General features: G+C 71.1%; 14 protein-coding genes and 1 pseudogene. 4 read left to right on the top strand and 11 right to left on the bottom strand.

Annotated features, from left to right (window positions below):
* Window positions 1-181: 181 nt before the first annotated feature.
* The 4 genes from OG776_RS08015 to OG776_RS08000 are packed head-to-tail and all read right to left on the bottom strand — an operon-like array spanning window position 182 to window position 4,764.
* Window positions 182-1,540 (bottom strand): GH1 family beta-glucosidase, encoded by a 1,359-nt coding sequence (locus OG776_RS08015; protein ID WP_148011989.1) that lies wholly within the window; start codon window positions 1,538-1,540, stop codon window positions 182-184.
* 29 nt (window positions 1,541-1,569) lie between these two features.
* Window positions 1,570-2,409: a carbohydrate ABC transporter permease gene (locus tag OG776_RS08010; protein WP_148011988.1), complete on the bottom strand. Its 840-nt coding sequence runs from the start codon at window positions 2,407-2,409 to the stop codon at window positions 1,570-1,572.
* Between the two features lie 25 nt (window positions 2,410-2,434).
* Window positions 2,435-3,436: a carbohydrate ABC transporter permease gene (locus OG776_RS08005; protein WP_148011943.1), complete on the bottom strand. Its 1,002-nt coding sequence runs from the start codon at window positions 3,434-3,436 to the stop codon at window positions 2,435-2,437.
* A 14-nt stretch (window positions 3,437-3,450) separates the two neighbouring features.
* Window positions 3,451-4,764, bottom strand: a complete 1,314-nt coding sequence (locus OG776_RS08000) for an ABC transporter substrate-binding protein (protein WP_148011942.1) — start codon at window positions 4,762-4,764, stop codon at window positions 3,451-3,453.
* A gap of 167 nt (window positions 4,765-4,931) precedes the next feature.
* Here OG776_RS08000 and OG776_RS07995 point away from each other — a divergent pair, with 167 nt between their 5' ends.
* Complete coding sequence (locus OG776_RS07995; RefSeq protein WP_148011941.1) at window positions 4,932-6,254, top strand: ROK family transcriptional regulator; 1,323 nt, start codon at window positions 4,932-4,934, stop codon at window positions 6,252-6,254.
* 214 nt (window positions 6,255-6,468) lie between these two features.
* Window positions 6,469-7,368, top strand: a complete 900-nt coding sequence (locus OG776_RS07990; RefSeq protein ID WP_148011940.1) for an alpha/beta fold hydrolase — start codon at window positions 6,469-6,471, stop codon at window positions 7,366-7,368.
* Between the two features lie 327 nt (window positions 7,369-7,695).
* Here OG776_RS07990 and OG776_RS07985 read toward each other — a convergent pair whose 3' ends face one another.
* On the bottom strand, window positions 7,696-8,655 hold the full coding sequence (locus OG776_RS07985) for an SDR family NAD(P)-dependent oxidoreductase (protein WP_148011939.1): 960 nt from the start codon (window positions 8,653-8,655) through the stop codon (window positions 7,696-7,698).
* Window positions 8,656-9,072: 417 nt separating this feature from the next.
* The gene (locus tag OG776_RS07980; RefSeq protein ID WP_148011938.1) at window positions 9,073-10,110 is read right to left on the bottom strand and encodes a PHP domain-containing protein; all 1,038 of its coding nucleotides are present in this window, start codon (window positions 10,108-10,110) and stop codon (window positions 9,073-9,075) included.
* Between the two features lie 132 nt (window positions 10,111-10,242).
* Here OG776_RS07980 and OG776_RS07975 point away from each other — a divergent pair, with 132 nt between their 5' ends.
* Window positions 10,243-10,482, top strand: coding sequence for a hypothetical protein (locus OG776_RS07975; RefSeq protein WP_148011937.1), 240 nt, complete (start codon window positions 10,243-10,245; stop codon window positions 10,480-10,482).
* A 266-nt stretch (window positions 10,483-10,748) separates the two neighbouring features.
* Here OG776_RS07975 and OG776_RS07970 read toward each other — a convergent pair whose 3' ends face one another.
* The 4 genes and pseudogenes from OG776_RS07970 to OG776_RS07955 all read right to left on the bottom strand — a co-directional run.
* Window positions 10,749-11,984 (bottom strand): ricin-type beta-trefoil lectin domain protein, encoded by a 1,236-nt coding sequence (locus OG776_RS07970; protein WP_329319767.1) that lies wholly within the window; start codon window positions 11,982-11,984, stop codon window positions 10,749-10,751.
* A gap of 135 nt (window positions 11,985-12,119) precedes the next feature.
* A complete protein-coding gene (locus OG776_RS07965; protein WP_261994711.1) occupies window positions 12,120-12,668 on the bottom strand; it encodes a VanZ family protein in 549 nt (182 codons plus the stop codon).
* Window positions 12,669-12,867: 199 nt separating this feature from the next.
* A complete protein-coding gene (locus OG776_RS07960) occupies window positions 12,868-13,518 on the bottom strand; it encodes a DUF4230 domain-containing protein (RefSeq protein ID WP_148011280.1) in 651 nt (216 codons plus the stop codon).
* Window positions 13,519-13,664: 146 nt separating this feature from the next.
* Window positions 13,665-13,915 (bottom strand): annotated as a pseudogene (locus tag OG776_RS07955) (GTP-binding protein); the annotation flags it as partial.
* A 245-nt stretch (window positions 13,916-14,160) separates the two neighbouring features.
* Between OG776_RS07955 and OG776_RS07950 the strand changes: the two are divergent.
* Window positions 14,161-15,114 carry a ribose-phosphate diphosphokinase gene (locus OG776_RS07950; RefSeq protein ID WP_148011281.1) on the top strand — a complete coding sequence of 318 codons (954 nt, stop codon included), beginning with the start codon at window positions 14,161-14,163 and terminating at the stop codon, window positions 15,112-15,114.
* An 89-nt stretch (window positions 15,115-15,203) separates the two neighbouring features.
* Here the strand turns inward: OG776_RS07950 and OG776_RS07945 are convergent, their stop codons facing one another.
* Entirely contained in the window at window positions 15,204-16,121 is a 918-nt protein-coding gene (locus tag OG776_RS07945; RefSeq protein ID WP_148011282.1) for a DMT family transporter, read from the bottom strand.
* Window positions 16,122-16,548 lie beyond the last annotated feature (427 nt).

Here is a 16,548-nt window from a genome sequence, read left to right as displayed (position 1 = left end):
ACGGCCGGGCGAGGACGGCCGCCCGGGTTCGCGGGCCCCGGCGAGGGCCGTACGGCGGATCACCGCCGCCCCGGCGAGGGCCGTACGACGAGTCACCGCCCGCGCTCCCGGACACGGCCGCAGGAGGGGGCAGCGGTGTCCGGCGGCCGGAGGGGAACACTCTCCGGCCGCCGGCGCCGTGTCACGCGGCGTCGCGGCCGCGTTCCCCGTACTGGCGGATGATGTCCGCGTACCGGTGTCCGCTGCCCTTCACCGTGCGCTTCTGGGTCTTGTAGTCGACGTGGACGAGTCCGAAGCGCTTGTCGTAGCCGTAGGCCCACTCGAAGTTGTCGAGGAGGGACCAGGCGAAGTAGCCCGCGAGGGGGACGCCCTTGCGGGCCGCCGACGCGCAGGCGGCGAGGTGGCGCTCCAGGTAGTCCGTGCGCTCCGGGTCGTGGACCGTTCCGTCGGGGCGGACCACGTCGGGGTAGGCGGAGCCGTTCTCCGTGATGTACAGCTTGCGGGCGCCGTAGTCGTCCGTCAGCCGGTGCAGGAGACGCTCGATGCCGGCTTCCTCGACCTCCCAGTCCATGGCCGTGCGCGGCACCCCGGGCCGGCGCAGCGCGCGGACCTGGGGGATCGGCCCGGTGGGGTCGTCGACGACGCTGGACGGGAAGTAGTAGTTGAGGCCCAGCCAGTCCAGCGGTTCGGCCATCGTCTCCAGATCGCCCGGCTGCTCCGGGAGTTCGACGCCGTACAGCTCGCGCATGTCCGCGGGGAAGCCGCGGCCGTGCACCGGGTCGAGCCACCAGCGGTTGGTGTGCCCGTCGAGGCGGTGGGCCGCCGCGACGTCCTCGGGGCGGTCGCTCGCGGCCTCCACGGCGGCCAGGTTGTTCACGATGCCGACCTGGGCGTCCGGGACCGCCGCGCGGATCGCCTGGGTGGCCAGGCCGTGCCCGAGGAGCAGGTGGTACGACGCGGGCACCGCGACCGCGATGTCCTCCAGGCCGGGCGCCATCCGCCCCTCCAGGTGACCGATCCACGCCGAGCACAGCGGCTCGTTGAGGGTGGTCCAGTGCTTGACCCGGTCACCGAGGCGCTCCGCGACGACCGACGCGTACGAGGCGAAGTGCAGCGCCGTGTCGCGGGCGGGCCAGCCGCCGCGGTCCTGGAGCACCTGCGGCAGGTCCCAGTGGTAGAGGGTGACCGAGGGGGTGATGCCCGCCTCCAGCAGGCCGTCGATCAGCGAGTCGTAGAAGTCGAGGCCCTTGGCGTTGACCGGGCCGTCGCCGCCCGGCACGACGCGCGGCCAGGCGACGGACAACCGGTAGGCGTTGGTGCCCAGTTGACGCATCAGCGCGATGTCCTCGCGCCAGCGGTGGTAGTGGTCGCAGGCGAGGTCGCCGTCGTCGCCGTTGTCGATCTTGCCGGGGGTGTGCGAGAAGGTGTCCCAGATGGAGGGGGAACGGCCGTCCTCGGTGACGGCGCCCTCGATCTGGTAGGCCGACGTGGCCGTGCCCCACAGGAAGTCCTCGGGAAGTGCGGCGAGGTCGATGGTCACGGAAGTCCCTTCGGGGGTGGTGGGGTCGGTCACTTGACGGCTCCGGCGGTGAGCCCGGCGACCAGGTAGCGCTGGAGCAGCAGGAACCCGGCGACCACCGGGACGCTCACGACGAGCGACGCGGCCATGATCTGGTTCCAGTAGACGTTGTTGAGCGTGGAGTAGCCCTGGAGCCCGACGGCGAGGGTGCGTGTGGTGTCGTTGGTCATCACCGACGCGAACAGCACCTCGCCCCAGGCCGTCATGAAGGCGTACACGGCCACCGCGACGATGCCGGGGATCGCGGCAGGCACGACGACCCGGAACAGCGCGCCCAGCGGACCGCAGCCGTCCACCAGCGCGGCCTCGTCCAGATCGCGCGGCACCGAGTCGAAGTACCCGATCAGCATCCAGATCGAGAACGGCAGCGAGAAGGTGAGGTACGTCAGGATCAGCCCGCCGCGGGACCCGAACAGGGCGATGCCCGTCGCGTTGCCGATGTTGACGTAGATGAGGAACAGCGGCAGCAGGAAGAGGATGCCCGGGAACATCTGCGTGGACAGCACGGTGACCGTGAAGGTCCGCTTGCCCCGGAACTCGTAGCGGCTGACGGCGTACGCGGCGAAGACCGCGATCACCACCGAGCAGACCGTCGCGGCACCGGCCACGATCAGCGAGTTGACGAAGTACCGCGCCAGCGGGACCGTCGACCAGATGTCGATGTACGGGCGGATGGTCAGACCGCTCGGTATCCAGCGGAACTTCCCCGAGACGTCCGCGAGCGGCTTGAGGGAGCTAGAGACCATCACGTAGACGGGCACCAGGACGAAGCCGGTGAGCAGCGTCAGGAAGATCCGCCGGGACCAGAGGAAGGAGTTCGGCGGAGCCATCGGCGAGCGGTGTGCCTGCGAGGTGCTAGACATCGGCGGTCTTCCTTCCCCGGGAGGTCAGCAGCAGGTAGGCGCCCGTCACCACGAGCAGGAAGAGCAGCAGCAGGACCGACATGGCGGACCCGGTGCCGAAGTTCCAGGTGACGAAGGACGCCTGGTAGATGTGGACCGAGATGAGGTCCGCGGACTCCGGGGCGGTTCTGCCGAACAGGACGAACGGTGTGTTGAAGTCGTTGAACGTCCACAGGAAGAGCACCAGGATCAGGACCTGGTTGACCGCCCGCAGCGACGGCAGGGTGATCCGGCGCAACTGCTGCCACAGGCCCGCGCCGTCGAGGGCGGCCGCCTCGTACAGCTCGCCGGGGATGTTCTGCAGGCCGGCCATGATGATCAGGAAGGCGAACGGCCAGCCCTTCCACACCGAGACGACGAGCAGCGCGTAGAAGCTGTTGTCGCCGATGAGCCAGAAGGACGGCTTGTCGGTGAGGTGCAGCTGGTCGTGCAGCACATGGTTCACCAGGCCGTTGTCGTGCTGGAACATGAACACCCAGGTGATCACCGCCGCGTACACCGGAAGGGCGTACGGGACGAGGAACAGCGCGCGCAGCAGGCCGCGCCCGCGGAAGGTGTCCTGCATGTAGATCGCGGCCGCGGTGCCGATCAGCCAGCACAGGCCGACCGAGAGCAGGGTGAAGCCGACGGTGACCAGGAACGAGTGGAGCAGTGCCTCGCCGACGGGCGCGCTGAAGTCCACCGAGATCTTGTAGTTGTCGAAACCGGACCAGGGCGCGGTGCCCCAGTCGCGGATGTAGAACTGGGTGAGCTCCTTGAAGCTCATGACGATGCCGATCACCATCGGCACCAGGTGGACCAGGAGTTCGAGGAGCAGGGCCGGCAGGAGCAGCAGGTAGGGCAGTCCGATGCGGCGGATCCGCCCGGCGCGGCGCGGGCCGCGCGCCGCGCCGGGGGAGTCCTTGCGCACCGTCCGCTCGCCGGAGTCGGCGGAGGCGGCGGTCGTGGTGGTCATGACGGTGTCCGCACTCACTTCTTCGGCATCTGCTGCTGGGCCTTCTCCAGCTCGGCCTTCACCGAGGCCGTGGTGACCGGGTGACCCGCGGCCGCGGCGGCGAAGAGGTTCTTGACGGCGGTGCCGACCGCCGTCTCGAACTGGGACTCGTCGGCGACCTGCGGAAGCGCGGCGGCGCTCTTGGCCAGGGTGTCCTTGAGGACCGCGTTCGAGGGTGTGTTGAAGGCGCTGTCCTCCTGGGCGGTCTTGACCGGCGGAATGGAGCTGTACGCGGTGTTGAGGATCTTCTGCTCCGCGTCGCTGGTCATGAACTTCACGAACTTGGTCGCGCCGTCCAGGTTCTTCGAGTTCTTGAAGACGGCGAGGTTGATGCCCGCGACCATCGAGTTGACGTTGGCGCCCGTGCCCGGGGTGCCGGACTGGACCGGGACCGGCGCGATGCCGTACGCGTCCTCGCTCATGCCCTGCGACTTGAGGTTGGCGGACGCCGACTGCCACAGCAGCATGGCGTTCTTGCCCTTGGCGAAGTCGCTGACGGACTGGTTCTGCGCGTACTCGGCGTTGCCCGGCGCGATGATCTTGTCCTTCGACATCAGGCCGACGTACTGCTGGACCGCAGCGACCACACCGTCGTTGGTGAAGTCGGCCTTGCCGTCCGAGGTGAAGAAGTCGGCTCCGTGCTGCTTGGCGAAGACGAAGACGTGGTGGATGTTCTCCGACACGTTCGAGCCCTCGGCGCCCAGGCCCCACTTGCCGCCCTTGGACAGCTTCTTGCCGTCGGCGACCAGCTCGTCCCAGGTGGCCGGCGGCGCCGCGATGCCCGCGTCGGCGAACGACTTCTTGTTGTAGTACAGCGCGTACGCCATCGAGTACAGCGGCACCGCGGCCGGGTCCTTGCCCTCGGCCCCCGTGGAGCCGAGCGCGGAGTCGACGAAGCGGTCCCGGCCGCCGATCTTGGCGAAGTTCTTCGCGTCCCACGGCAGCAGCGCACCGGTGGCCTGCAGGGAGGCGCTCCAGGTGTTGCCGATGTTGAGGACGTCCGGTCCCTGCCCCGAGGTGGTGGCGGTGAGAATCCGGTTCAGCAGGTCGGACCAGGGTACGACCTCGACCTTGACCTTGATCCCGCTCTGCTTCTCGAACTTGTCCAGCTCGGGCTGGAGGACCTTCTTGTCGATCTCGATGCTGGCACCCTGGTTGGAGGCCCAGTACGTGAGCGTTTTCGGCGAGTCGTTGGACCCGCCGTTCGACGAGCCGCCGCCACAGGCGGTCGCGGCGGTCAGCAGGGAGATGGTGACCGCACCGGCGGCCGCGGCTCGGATTCTGCGCATGGCTGCGTATGTCCCTTTCCCGGAGGGAGCCAGGAGGGTGGAGTCCGTTCACTTCCCGAACGACCCTCATGGCTTAATTTAGGACGTGAGTTAAGACCCGGAAGAAAGTCGCGTCAAGGGATCGCGCAGTTGTATCTTGCAGGTCGGGCAGGCCGGAAGGGATTCACATGGCGGGGCGCAACGGTCGGACAGTGCGTGACCTGCGGCGGGGCAATCGCACCGCCGTACTGCAACGTTTGTATTTCGAAGGCCCCATGAGCCGCTACGAACTGGGCCCGGCCACCGGACTGAGTTCCGGTTCCATCAGCAACGTGGTCGCCGAGCTGGTCGCCGACGGACTGGTCGAGGAGGCCGGCAGCGTCGAGTCCGACGGCGGACGGCCCCGCACCCTGCTGCGGGTGGCGCCCGACAGCGGTCACATGATCGGCGTCGACGTCGGCGAGACCCGGGTCCGCGTCGAGCTCTTCGACCTCACCCTCACCGAACTCGCCCGCGCCGAGAAGCCGTTGGAGCGCCAGGGGTTCGAGGTCGACCGTCCTTCGCAGCGCCGGGAGTACGACGTCGACGTCATCGTCGGGCACATCCGCGACGGCATCGCCGAAGTGCTCACGGAGGCGGGCGTCGATCCGGAGCGACTCCTCGGCGTCGGTATCGGCGTCCCCGGCATCGTGGCCCGCACGCCCGAACGCGGCGCGGTGGTGCACGGCCAGACGATCGGCTGGGACGCCGTCCCGCTGGAGTCCCTGCTCCGCTCGGCCTGCCGACTCCCCGACACCGTCCCGTACTTCGCCGACAACGGCGCCCGTACCCTCGGCCAGGCCGAGATGTGGTTCGGCGCCGGCCGCGGCGCGCGCAACGCGGTCGTCGTGCTCTTCGGCTCCGGCGTCGGCGCCTGCCTGGTCACCGAGGACGTCGAGAACGGCCGCTCCGTCGAGTGGGGGCACCTGACCGTACGGGTCAGGGGGCGCCGCTGCCGCTGCGGCTCCCTGGGCTGCCTGGAGGCCTACGCGGGCGCCGAGGCACTGCTCGACCGCTGGCGCGAGGAGGGCGGACGCCCGCCGGAGGGCACCGACGAGGAGACCGCGCTCACCGCCATGCTCGCCGCCGCCTATCCCGAAGGGGACGCCGAGCACGACCCGGTGGCCCTCTCCGTGCTGGAGGAGACCGCCGAGTACCTGGGCGCGGGCCTGTCCGACCTGATCAACCTGTTCCAGCCCGAGCGCATCCTCATCGGCGGCTGGGCGGGCCTCCAGCTCGGCACCCGCTTCCTGCCCGCCGTCCGCCGGTACGCGACCTCGTACGCCCTGCGTTACCCCGCCCAGCGCGTCTCCATCGACCTCGGCCGGCTCGGACCGGACGCGGTGACGGTCGGCGCCGCGATCCTTCCTCTGGCCGACTTCTTCGCCCGGGGCGGCAGACGCGCGTCGCCCGTGAACGAGGGGCCCTCCCCGGCCTGGCGCACCGCCCTGGAGGAGCGGGCGCCGCACTGACCCGCCGGTCCGCGCGCCGCACCGGCGTACGGGAAACCGGCGTACGGGTCCCGGGGTACGGATACCGGCGTACGGTCCCGGGCGACCGTCGGCCCGCCGTCCGGCGCTGTCCTCATGACGTCCGGGGTAATCGACCCGGCGGCCCGCTCCCCGGAACCATGAGGGACGAACCCGGGCGCGCCCACGCGCCGTCACCGGACCCCGGAGGATTTCCATGCCGTACTTCGAGAGCCCTGTCGATGGCACCCGGCTGCACTTCGTGGACCACGGTCCCGCCGAGGGCCCGGTGATCGTGTTCGTCAACGGCTCGTACTTCGACACCGGGATGTGGGAGTTCCAGACGCTCCCGCTCGCCGGTGAGGGCTTCCGCTGCGTCGGTCTCGACCGGCGGGGCCACGGCCGGTCGGACGACGTGTGGGGCGGCTTCGACCTCGACAGCCTCGCCGACGACGTCGCCGGACTGCTGCGCCATCTCGATCTGCGCGACGTGACCCTCGTCGGGCACTCGGTCGGGGCCGCGGAGGCCGTGCGCTGCCTCAGCCGGCACCGCGACGCCGGGGTGGCCCGGGCCGTGCTGGTGGCCGGTGTGGTGCCGGGCGTCGTCCGCACCGCCGACCATCCGACGGGCATCGAACCGGCGGTCGTCCGGACCGGCAACGAGACCGTCCGCCGCGACCCGGCCGCCTTCTTCGCCGGGGGAGCCGACGCCTTCTTCGCCCTCGGCCTGCCCGGCAACGACCTCTCCCCTGAGTACGTCCGCGGGGCGGTCGCCCGATGCCACGGCGCGACCGCGAGGGCCGGGGCGGCTCTCCGGGAGCTCGTCGCCACGTTGGACCTCACCCTCGAACTGCCGAAGATCGATGTCCCCGTGCTCGTCGTGCACGGCACCCACGACACGTCCGCGCCGCTCGGGCCGACCGGCCGCCGCGCCGCGGACCTGCTGCCCGGCGGCACACTCAAGGTGTACGAGAACGCGGGCCACGGTCTCTACGCGACCCACGCGGACCTGCTCACGGCGGATCTCCGGGAGTTCGCGGCCGGTGCCCGGGACGTGCTCCGGCCGCCGTCCGGGCGGGCCGGTACCCGGGGCCCCGCCCGGCCGGGGCGGACCTGAACCCGGGCTTCCCCGCGGCGCGTTGGCCGTGCCCCGCTTCCCGGCGCCCTGCCGGGCCGGTCTCGGGGCCGCCCGCTTCGTGGTGGCCCCGGACTCGCGTCCACCTACGGCGCGGTGGGCCCGACCCCCTGTCCCGTCGGTCGCGGTGGACCGGAGTCCGGGCCCCTCGTCCCGGACGGGCCCGGCTCGGCGCAGCCGGCGTCGCGGGGAGCCGGTGGCCCACGTCGATCCGGTGGATGAGGGAGCCGAGGGACCCGGTGGGGCCCGAACCCCCAGGCTGTCCCGCTGTGGTGAGCCGGGCCCGGGCCGCGGTGCAGGGGAGCCGGGTCAGGCGAACGCGTTCACCCCGGTCAGCTCCGCGGACAGCGTCCACAGCCGGGCCGCCTGCTCCGGATCGATCGCGTACTCCCGTACGCCGGTCCGCTCGCCGCCCTCGGGGGTGACCTCGGCGATGTCGCAGTCCTCGCAGTACACCCCGCCCAGACCGTCGAGTTGAGGCGAGGTCGCGGCCCACACCTGGGTCGCGGCGCCCTGGGCGGGCGACTTGAAGGCGTCGGGGTTCAGCGGGACGCCGTTCTCGTCGATCCATCCGCGCTCCATCATCTCCTCCTTGGGGAGGTGACGCTGGAGCGGTGTGAGGATGCCGCCGGGGTGGAGGGCGAACGCGCGCACGCCGAAGTCCCGGCCGAGCCGGTCGAGGTGGACGGCGAACAGCACGTTCGCGGTCTTCGCCTGCCCGTACGCCCCCCACTTGTCGTAGCCGTCGCGCCAGTGCGGGTCGTCCCAGCGGATGCCGGAGTTGTGGTGGCCGGTCGACGACACGGAGACGACCCGCGCGCCACCGGGTTCGATCGCGGGCCAGAGCCGGTTGACGAGCGCGAAGTGTCCGAGGTGGTTGGTGGCGAACTGGGCCTCCCAGCCGGGCCCGACCCGGGTCTCCGGGCAGGCCATGATCCCGGCGTTGTCGATCATGATGTCGACGGTCCGGCCCGAGGCGAGGAAGCGCTCGGCGAAGCCGCGGACGCTGTCGAGGTCGCCGAGGTCGAGTTCGTCCACCTCGGCACCGGCGATGGCCGCCACCGCCTCCCGGGCGACGTCCGGGCGCCGTGCGGGGACGACGACGTGGGCGCCGGCCGCGGTGAGCGCGCGCGTCGTCTCCAGGCCGAGCCCCGAGTATCCACCGGTGACGATCGCGAGCTTCCCGGAGAGGTCGATCCCCTGGAGGACGTCGTCGGCGGTGCTGCGGGCGCCGAACCCCGAGCCGATCTTGTGCTGTGCAGTGGTCATACGACGACGTTACGGATTGGAGAGCACTCGAAGTCAACCGCGCGCCGCCGCCCCGGGACCGGGGTCCGTCACGACGGCCCCGGGGCCGTACGGCGCCCGCGGGCAGGAGAAAGGCCCCGACCGGACGGGGGAATCGCGGTCGGGGCCGACTGTGGTGGGCACGGACGGCGGTCGCCTCTCGGCGGGGGGCTCCACAGGGCTTCAGCCGAACGATCGTCCCTGTGGGCTACAGGTGAGGCCCGGGGACACTGTCCCGTCCATACCCACGGCTGGTTCAACGGGGAACTACCCGCCGGTGTTCCCTCCGGACCAGGGCGGGAGCGGTGATGTGGGTCACCCGGAACGGAGGGCGACGGTGGCCGTGGGTGCGGGGCGCCGGAGGCCGTGCGGGGCGCCCCGCACCCACGGTCACCGTCGTCAGGGGGCTGCCGCGCGGGAGGGAGGGGTCCGGTCCCGGGTCCAGGTCAGCAGTTCGTCCGCCGTCCAGGTGGTGATCACCCGTCCGGCGGGCACCCCGCACTCCTCGGCCCGCGCGCAGCCGTGGATCTGCCAGTCGAGCTGACCGGGGGCGTGCGCGTCGGTGTCCACGGAGAACAGCACGCCCGCGTCGACCGCCCGCCGCAGCAGCCGGCGCGGCGGGTCGAGCCGCTCCGGGCGGCTGTTGATCTCCACGGCCGTGCCCGATTCCGCGCACGCGGCGAAGACGGCGTCCGCGTCGAACTCCGACTCGGGCCGGCGGCGCCCGGTGAGCAGGCGGCCCGTGCAGTGCCCGAGCACGTCCGCGCGCGGATCGCGTACGGCGGCGATCATGCGGCGGGTCATCGACCGCGCGTCCATGCGCAGTTTGGAGTGCACCGACACCACCACGACGTCCAGCCGTTCCAGCAGCCCGGGCTCCTGGTCCAGCGATCCGTCGTCGAGGATGTCGCACTCGATCCCCGTGAGCAGCCGGAACGGGGCCCACCGGCGATTGAGTTCCGCGACCACGGCCAGCTGTTCCCGCAGACGGTCGGGGGACAGGCCGCGGGCCACGGTGAGCCGCGGAGAATGGTCGGTGAGCACCGCCCACTCGTGCCCGAGCCGGGCGGCGGTCCGGCCCATCGCCTCGACCGGGCTGCCGCCGTCCGACCAGTCGGAGTGCAGATGACAGTCGCCGCGCAGCAGCGCCCGCAGCGCCTCGCCGCCCCGGGCGAGCGGCTCCCCGGCCGTCCGTTCCAGGTCCTCCAGATAGCCGGGTGTCCGGTCGTCGAGCGCCTCCCGTACGACCTGCGCCGTCTTCGGGCCGATGCCCTTCAGTGACTCCAGGGTCCGGTCGGCCACGCGCCGCTCGACCTCTCCGCCGGGGAGTCCGGCCACCAGGGAGGCGGCGGTGCGGAAGGCCCGTACGCGATAGGTGGGGGCCTGGGACCGCTCCAGCAGGAACGCGATCCGGTCCAGGGCCTCGACGGGGTCCATCGGCGCCCCCTTTCACCAGCTCCGCGGGCCCTTCCAGCCTCACCCGGCCGTCGCGCCTCCGCACGGCGGGACGGCTCACCCGGCTGGACGCGCGCCCCCGCCCACGTGCGCGAATCGATCTACGCTCTATTCATGACCGAAATCGCGAGCCCCCACATCTCCCAACCACGGATCCTGGTGCTCGGGGTACAGCCGGGCACGCCGCCGTTCCGGATCATGGAGATCGACGGCGAAGTGGTCTGCGAGGCGAGGGCCATCACCGACGTTCTCGTGACGGCGGCCGCCTACGGGATCACCGTGCACGATCTCGACGACCCGGACGTGGTGCGCTGGGTGGGCGGCGACAAGTTCACCTGGCTGCCGCGCCACTGACCGCCGGGCCACTGACCGTCGCGTCACGGCCCCCGCGGCCGTGCCGGTTCTCGCGGGGGCGTCGGCCGGGGCGCGTGCTTCCCGGTTCGTGCCGGAACCGTCACGCTCCGTACGGGCGAGTGTCCCGCCGTCGTTAGGCGCGCCCGGCACGGGACCACGGGAACCCGGAGCCCCGGATCGGTACCCGGGCGGACATGTACGGGGGGTCCGGCGGGGGCGCGAACCCCCACCGGACCCCCCGTCCCCCCGTCCCCCGAGGTGGAATCTCAGCTCACGGACCACTTCTGGTTGGCGCCGCCCGAGCACGTCCAGATCTGCAGCCGTGTGCCGTTGGCCGAGTTGTTGCCCGTCACGTCCAGGCACTTGTTCGCCTGTGGGTTCACGATGTCGCGGGCCCCGCTGACGGCCCACTTCTGGTTGGGCCCGCCGGTGCAGTCCCACAGCTGGACGGTCGAACCGTCCGCCGTGCCGTTCCCGGTGACGTCGAGGCACTTGCCCAGCGCACGGATCGTCCCGTCGGACGAGACCGTCCACTGCTGGGCCGCGGTGCCGTTGCAGTCGTAGAGCTGTACGGGCGTGCCGTTGGCCGAGCTCGCCCCGGCCACGTCCGCGCACTTGCCGGCCAGACCGGTGATCGGGTGCCCGGTGGACCCCGAGCTGTCGCCCGTCGTCACCTTCACCTCGTCCACCACCAACTGCTGCGGGAAGGAGGTGGAGCCGTCGGGGTCGCCCGGCCAGTAGCCGCCGACCGCGAGGTTGAGGATCATGAAGAAGGGTTTGTTGAACACCCAGGTCCTGCCGCCCAGATCGGCGGGCGTGCGCCGCTGGTAGACGTTGCCGTCCACCGACCAGGTGATCGAGTCGGGGGCCCAGTCGATGGCGAAGGTGTGGAAGGCGTCCGCGAACGCCTGGCCGCCCGGCAGTGAGTACCCGGCGCCGATGCCCCCGGAACCCGAGTATCCGGGCCCGTGGATCGTGCCGTGCACGGTCGAGGGCTCGAAGCCGACGTTCTCCATGATGTCGATCTCGCCCGAGTCCGGCCAGTTGACCGGCGTACCGAGCATCCAGAAGGCGGGCCACATGCCCTGCCCGCGCGGGATCTTCATCCGGGCCTCGACATGGCCGTAGGTGCCGGTGAACTTCCCGGAGGTGTTCAGCCGCGCCGAGGTGTACTCGCAACGCCCGTACCAGCACTGATAGTTGCCCGGGTTCTCGCGACGGGCGGTGATCACCAGGTGGCCCTGGCCGTCCAGCTGCGCGTTGCTGTTGCCGGACGTGTAGTACTGACGCTCGTGGTTGTTGACGTTGTCGCCGGTCTCGACCTGCCATTTGGAGGTGTCGACACCGGCTCCCGAGGCACCGTCGAAGGTGTCGGAGAAGGTGGTCACGGCCGCGGCCGCCGTCGGGGGACCCGCCTGGGCGGGAACGACAGCGGCCGCGGTGACGAGCGCTGCGGACAGCACGGCCAAGAGGCATCTGCGGAGCAGGCGTGGGGAGTTCAAGACTCTCCCTTCCGTACGGTGCCCCGGGGAAGGAGGCGCCGACTGAGGTGGGGGGTGCGTGCTTCGCCTCTTGATTTAAGAAGTGAGGTAAGGGGGTGTCAATACTTTGGTCCGGACCAGCGCATCGGGTTCTGCTCAGGCCTCCCGGGAGTCGCGCCGGTTGCGGAAGCGGCGGCGCGGGTGCACCGCCCGGCCCATCCGCCGCCCCAGCAGCAGATAACCCAGCAGGGCGCCGCCGGTGTTGAGGATGACGTCGTCGATGTCGAAGGCGCGCCCGGTGATGAACGCACCCTGGGCCAGCTCCACGAGCAGCATCACCGCGGCGGTGAGCACCACCACGCGCAGGATCCCGCGGGTGCGGGGGACCAGGACCGGCAGGAGCACACCGAAGGGCACGCCGAGCAGGATGTTCCCGCCGATCTGCTTCACGGCGTCACGCAGGGCCGGCTGGTCGAGGTAGGCGCGCAGCGACCGGCCGGGGTGCAGATTGGTGTGGATGAGCGCCTTCGACGCGGGAGACGGCTCCAGGGTCAGCCGCGCCAGCACGACCGCGAACCCCACCATGGCCACGAAGGCCACCAGCATGACCAGCAGCCGGACCAGCAGCGGGAGCGATTTGCGCTGGTCCTTGGCGGGTGCCGGGCGCGCGTCCCGGGCAGGTTTCCCCGAACGGCCCCGGAGGATCTTGGTCCTGCCCTCGGACGATGTCTTGCGCTTGTCCTGTCCGGACGCCTTTCCCTTGCCCTGCGACGGTACGGTTGTCCGGCGCCCGGATTTCCCGGCACGCGTGCCCAACGCCGTACGGATCACTCGATCCTCCCGGTCTTTTCCACATGTCTCTGGTCGAGGCCTGTTACCCGCATTGCTGTCCAGCACTCCCGTGTCAGGTGCCGTAGGTGACGGTCACGTCGGTGAAGCCGAGCGAGCGCAGCAGGCCGTCGAGCATGCTGGTGGTGTTCTGCTCGGCGCGTGCGGTCAGACGACTGTCCTTGGCCGCGTCGCCGATGTGCTTCGCGGCGAGTTTCTGCACGGAGGCCTCGCTGTTCGGGTTGTCGGAGAAGAAGTCGCCGAGCCGGTCCAGCAGACCGCGCTGCTTGGAGACGGCGTACGAACGGTCGGGATCCAGGGCGGGTTTGCCGAGCACCGCGTGCGGCAGCCGCAGGGTGGCCGAGGTGCGGTCCGAGTTGACCGTCACGTCGTTCTTCGCGAGGGTGCCGAGGTCGACGTACGCGTCGACCGTGCCGGCGCCCACGTACAGCGTGCGGGAGCCGCGGATGGCGTCGGGCAGGAACTTCGCGTCCTTCTCCAGGTCCACCACCACCTGGAAGTTGCCCGAGGCGGCGTCGTAGCGGCTCATGTCCTGGATCGACTGCAGAAGAGCCGGCCCGGAGCGGTCGTGCGTCTCCGTGCCGAACAGGTCGCGCAGCCCCGGGAGAACGGCCAGCCGCAGCCCGGCGAACAACACCACGAGCACCAGCACCACGGCGGTGATCACCTTGGCCCACACGGGCATGCGTTTGATGGACGTCGTCATGTCGACGGCCCTCCTTCCTGCTCCCCGGATGCCCGCCAATTCCGTTGCTAGACCCTTCCGTTCGCCTCCCGCTGTCCGTGCATGGGACACCCGTCCGGGTCGGGCGCGGACCCCGCGAGCCGATCGCCCGACGGGCGCGGTCACCAGACACCGGCGATGAAGTCGGAGGGCCCGAGGGTGTCGATCAGGTGACCTGGACGCCCCCGGCGGTGAAGGCGGCGGCCGAGTGGATGGTGATGCCGCGCCGGCGCTCGATCCCGCCGTCGTCGGTGCGGGTGTCGCCCGCGTCGACGCTGCCGAGCCGGTCCAGGGCGTCGCCGTCGAACAGCAGCCGTTCGGTGAGGCCGGTCCTACCCGCGTCGACGTGGGCCAGAACGCCGATGTCCAGGGTGTGCATGCGTGGTCGAGTCCTCGGGAGTGGTCGTCCGGCAGGGGTACTGAGACGTTCCGAGGAATCGGCGCATGTCGTTCTCCCGAGGATGAGAGGACGGGCCGGGTCATCACGGCGTGCGGACGGTGACCTCGCGCAACCGGATTTCCCCCGGTGGGGTGGGGTGCCCCTTCCCAGTACGATGAAGCACGCATCCGGGGTCGATCATGCCGACCGGCGGCGCACCCGGTTCGATCTCGCGAGGAGCGGTCGTGCGTGACATCGCCGTGTTCAGCGGTAGTGCCCATCCCGAGCTGGCTGCGGAGGTCTGCGCGCATCTCGGTGTGCCCCTCAGTCCGACCCGGGTCAGCCGGTTCGCCAACGACTGCCTGGAGGTGCAGCTCCAGGCCAACTGCCGTGAGCGTGACGTGTTCCTGGTCCAGCCGCTCGTCACCCCGGTGCAGGAGCACCTGGTGGAGCTGCTGATGATGTGCGACGCGGCCCGGGGGGCGTCGGCCGGGCGGATCACGGTGGTCATGCCGCACTACTCGTACGCACGTTCGGACAAGAAGGACATGCCGCGGATCTCCATGGGCGGGCGGCTGGTGGCCGACCTGCTGGTGGCGGCCGGAGCGAGCCGGGTGCTGGCGATGACGCTGCACGCCCCGCAGGTCCACGGGTTCTTCTCGGTGCCGGTCGACCATCTGCACGCCCTGCGTGAGCTGGCCGCCCACTTCCGCAGGCACGACCTCTCCCGTACGACGGTGGTCTCACCCGACCTGGGCAACGCCAAGGAGGCGGCGGCCTTCGCGCGGCTGATCGGAGCCCGGGTGGCGGCCGGCGCCAAGCAGCGGTTCGCCGACGACCGGGTGAGCATCAGCTCCGTCATCGGCGAGATCACCGGGCGTGATGTGATCGTGCTCGACGACGAGATCGCCAAGGGCAGCACGGTCCTCGAACTGCTCGAGCGGCTGCGTGAGTTGGGGCCGCGCTCGATCCGGGTCGCCTGTACGCACGGCCTGTTCGCGGCGGGCGCGCTCAAACGCCTGAGCGAGCAGGAGGACGTCCTGGAGATCGTGTGCACCAACACGGTGCCCGTGCCCCGTGAGGAGTACACCGAGAAGCTGAGCATCCTGTCGATCGCCCCGGCGCTCGCGGAGGCCGTGCGGCGCATCCACAACGGTGAGTCGGTGAGCGCCCTGTTCGACGCGCCCCCGAGCGAATAGGCGGGGCCGGGCCTCCCGGCTTCCTCGAGGGCGGTGCGGGCACCCTCCCGTGCCGTGGGCGCGGTCGCTTCCCGTGCCCGGGTGACGTGTCACATCGCCGCGGTGGCGCGTCCCTCCCGCCGCGGCGACCTCGCTTCCCCGTCCGTGCCGGCGGCGGTGCACCGGGCCAGACACCGGGTACGGGACAGCGCGAAGACTCCGTAGAAGACGAGGGCGGCTCCCAGGAGCGCGGGCACGAGCCACAGCCCGAGACGCGGCGCCTCGGCGTAGAGCGTTCCCCCGAGGCAGAAGCCGACCGCGGCGTCACCCAGGGTGAGCGCGGGCTGCGAGGCGATGAGGGGACCTCCCTGCATGGCGTAGCCGAGCAGCAGGATGGACGACGAACCGGCGACGGCGAAGGCGTAGGTCTGCCAGGCGAGGAAGAACCCCGTCGCCCCCTCGCGCGACATGACGTCCATGGCGGACTTCACCAGGGCGGCCGTGAGCGCGTTGCCGACGGCCGCCGCGGCCGCCAGGCAGGCCGCGCGTGTGGGGCCGTGGGGGCGCCGCAGACCGGTCAGCACGAGCGCGGTCGCCACGGCGCCCACGACGGCGAGCGCGGGTATCCACCACATCCCCGGCACCTGGGACCGCCCGCCGGAGGGCGCGGCGGCGAAGAGGCCGACCGCCAGGCCGACGAAGATGCACGCGACGCCCGCCCAGGCCCGGCGCGACATGCGGATCCGGAAGACGGCGCTGCCTATCAGGAGGGCCAGCGGAAGTTCGAGTACGAAGATCGGTTGCACCGTGGCCAGCGATCCTGACCTCAGGGCGAGCGCCTGGAAGAGCGCGGCGAAGACGACTCCGAGGATCCCTGTCAGCCAGGCGGGGTTGCGCAGCAGGTCCCGGACGAGGAGCAGTCCCTGTGCCCGGGCGTCGGGCACGTTCAGTACCGCTCGCCGTTGCAGCACCGTGCCGAGCGCGTTGCCGGCGGCGGCGAGTACGGCAAAGATGATCGCCAGAGCCATTCCTGTAGCACCGCTTCTGCGTTGTGCGCTGTCGTCACCGCACAGCGCTCCGTCTCATTGCTCTTCCGGGAACCCCTGCGCCGGTCCGTCCGAAGTCACCCGCGTGCACGTGTCCGCGTGCGCACGCGGACCGACGGCACCCGGCCGCATCCGCGCCGTTCGACACCGGCATCCGGCATCGCCTACGGGCGCTCATTCAATGATGACCAGAACATCGTACATTTCAGGAGAATTCCCCGGCAGGGGCGGCTGCTGGGGTAGATGCGGTGGCCGGCGGCAGGCGGAGGGGTGAGGGCGGTGGGGGGTGCCCGCGACGGGCGGCGGTGTGACGCGGGGGGAGGAGGGCCGGGACGTGCGCCGGGTGTGGCGAGCGGTGGCGGGGTGCGGGGCGTCCTGACGGGACGCGCCGGGTGCGCGTGTCGTGAGG

Origin of the sequence: Streptomyces sp. NBC_01689 (genome assembly GCF_036250675.1) — a bacterium.
GTDB lineage: Bacteria > Actinomycetota > Actinomycetes > Streptomycetales > Streptomycetaceae > Streptomyces.
The sequence above is the reverse complement of the archived record's forward strand: the minus strand, read 5'-3'. Positions and strand labels throughout refer to the sequence as shown.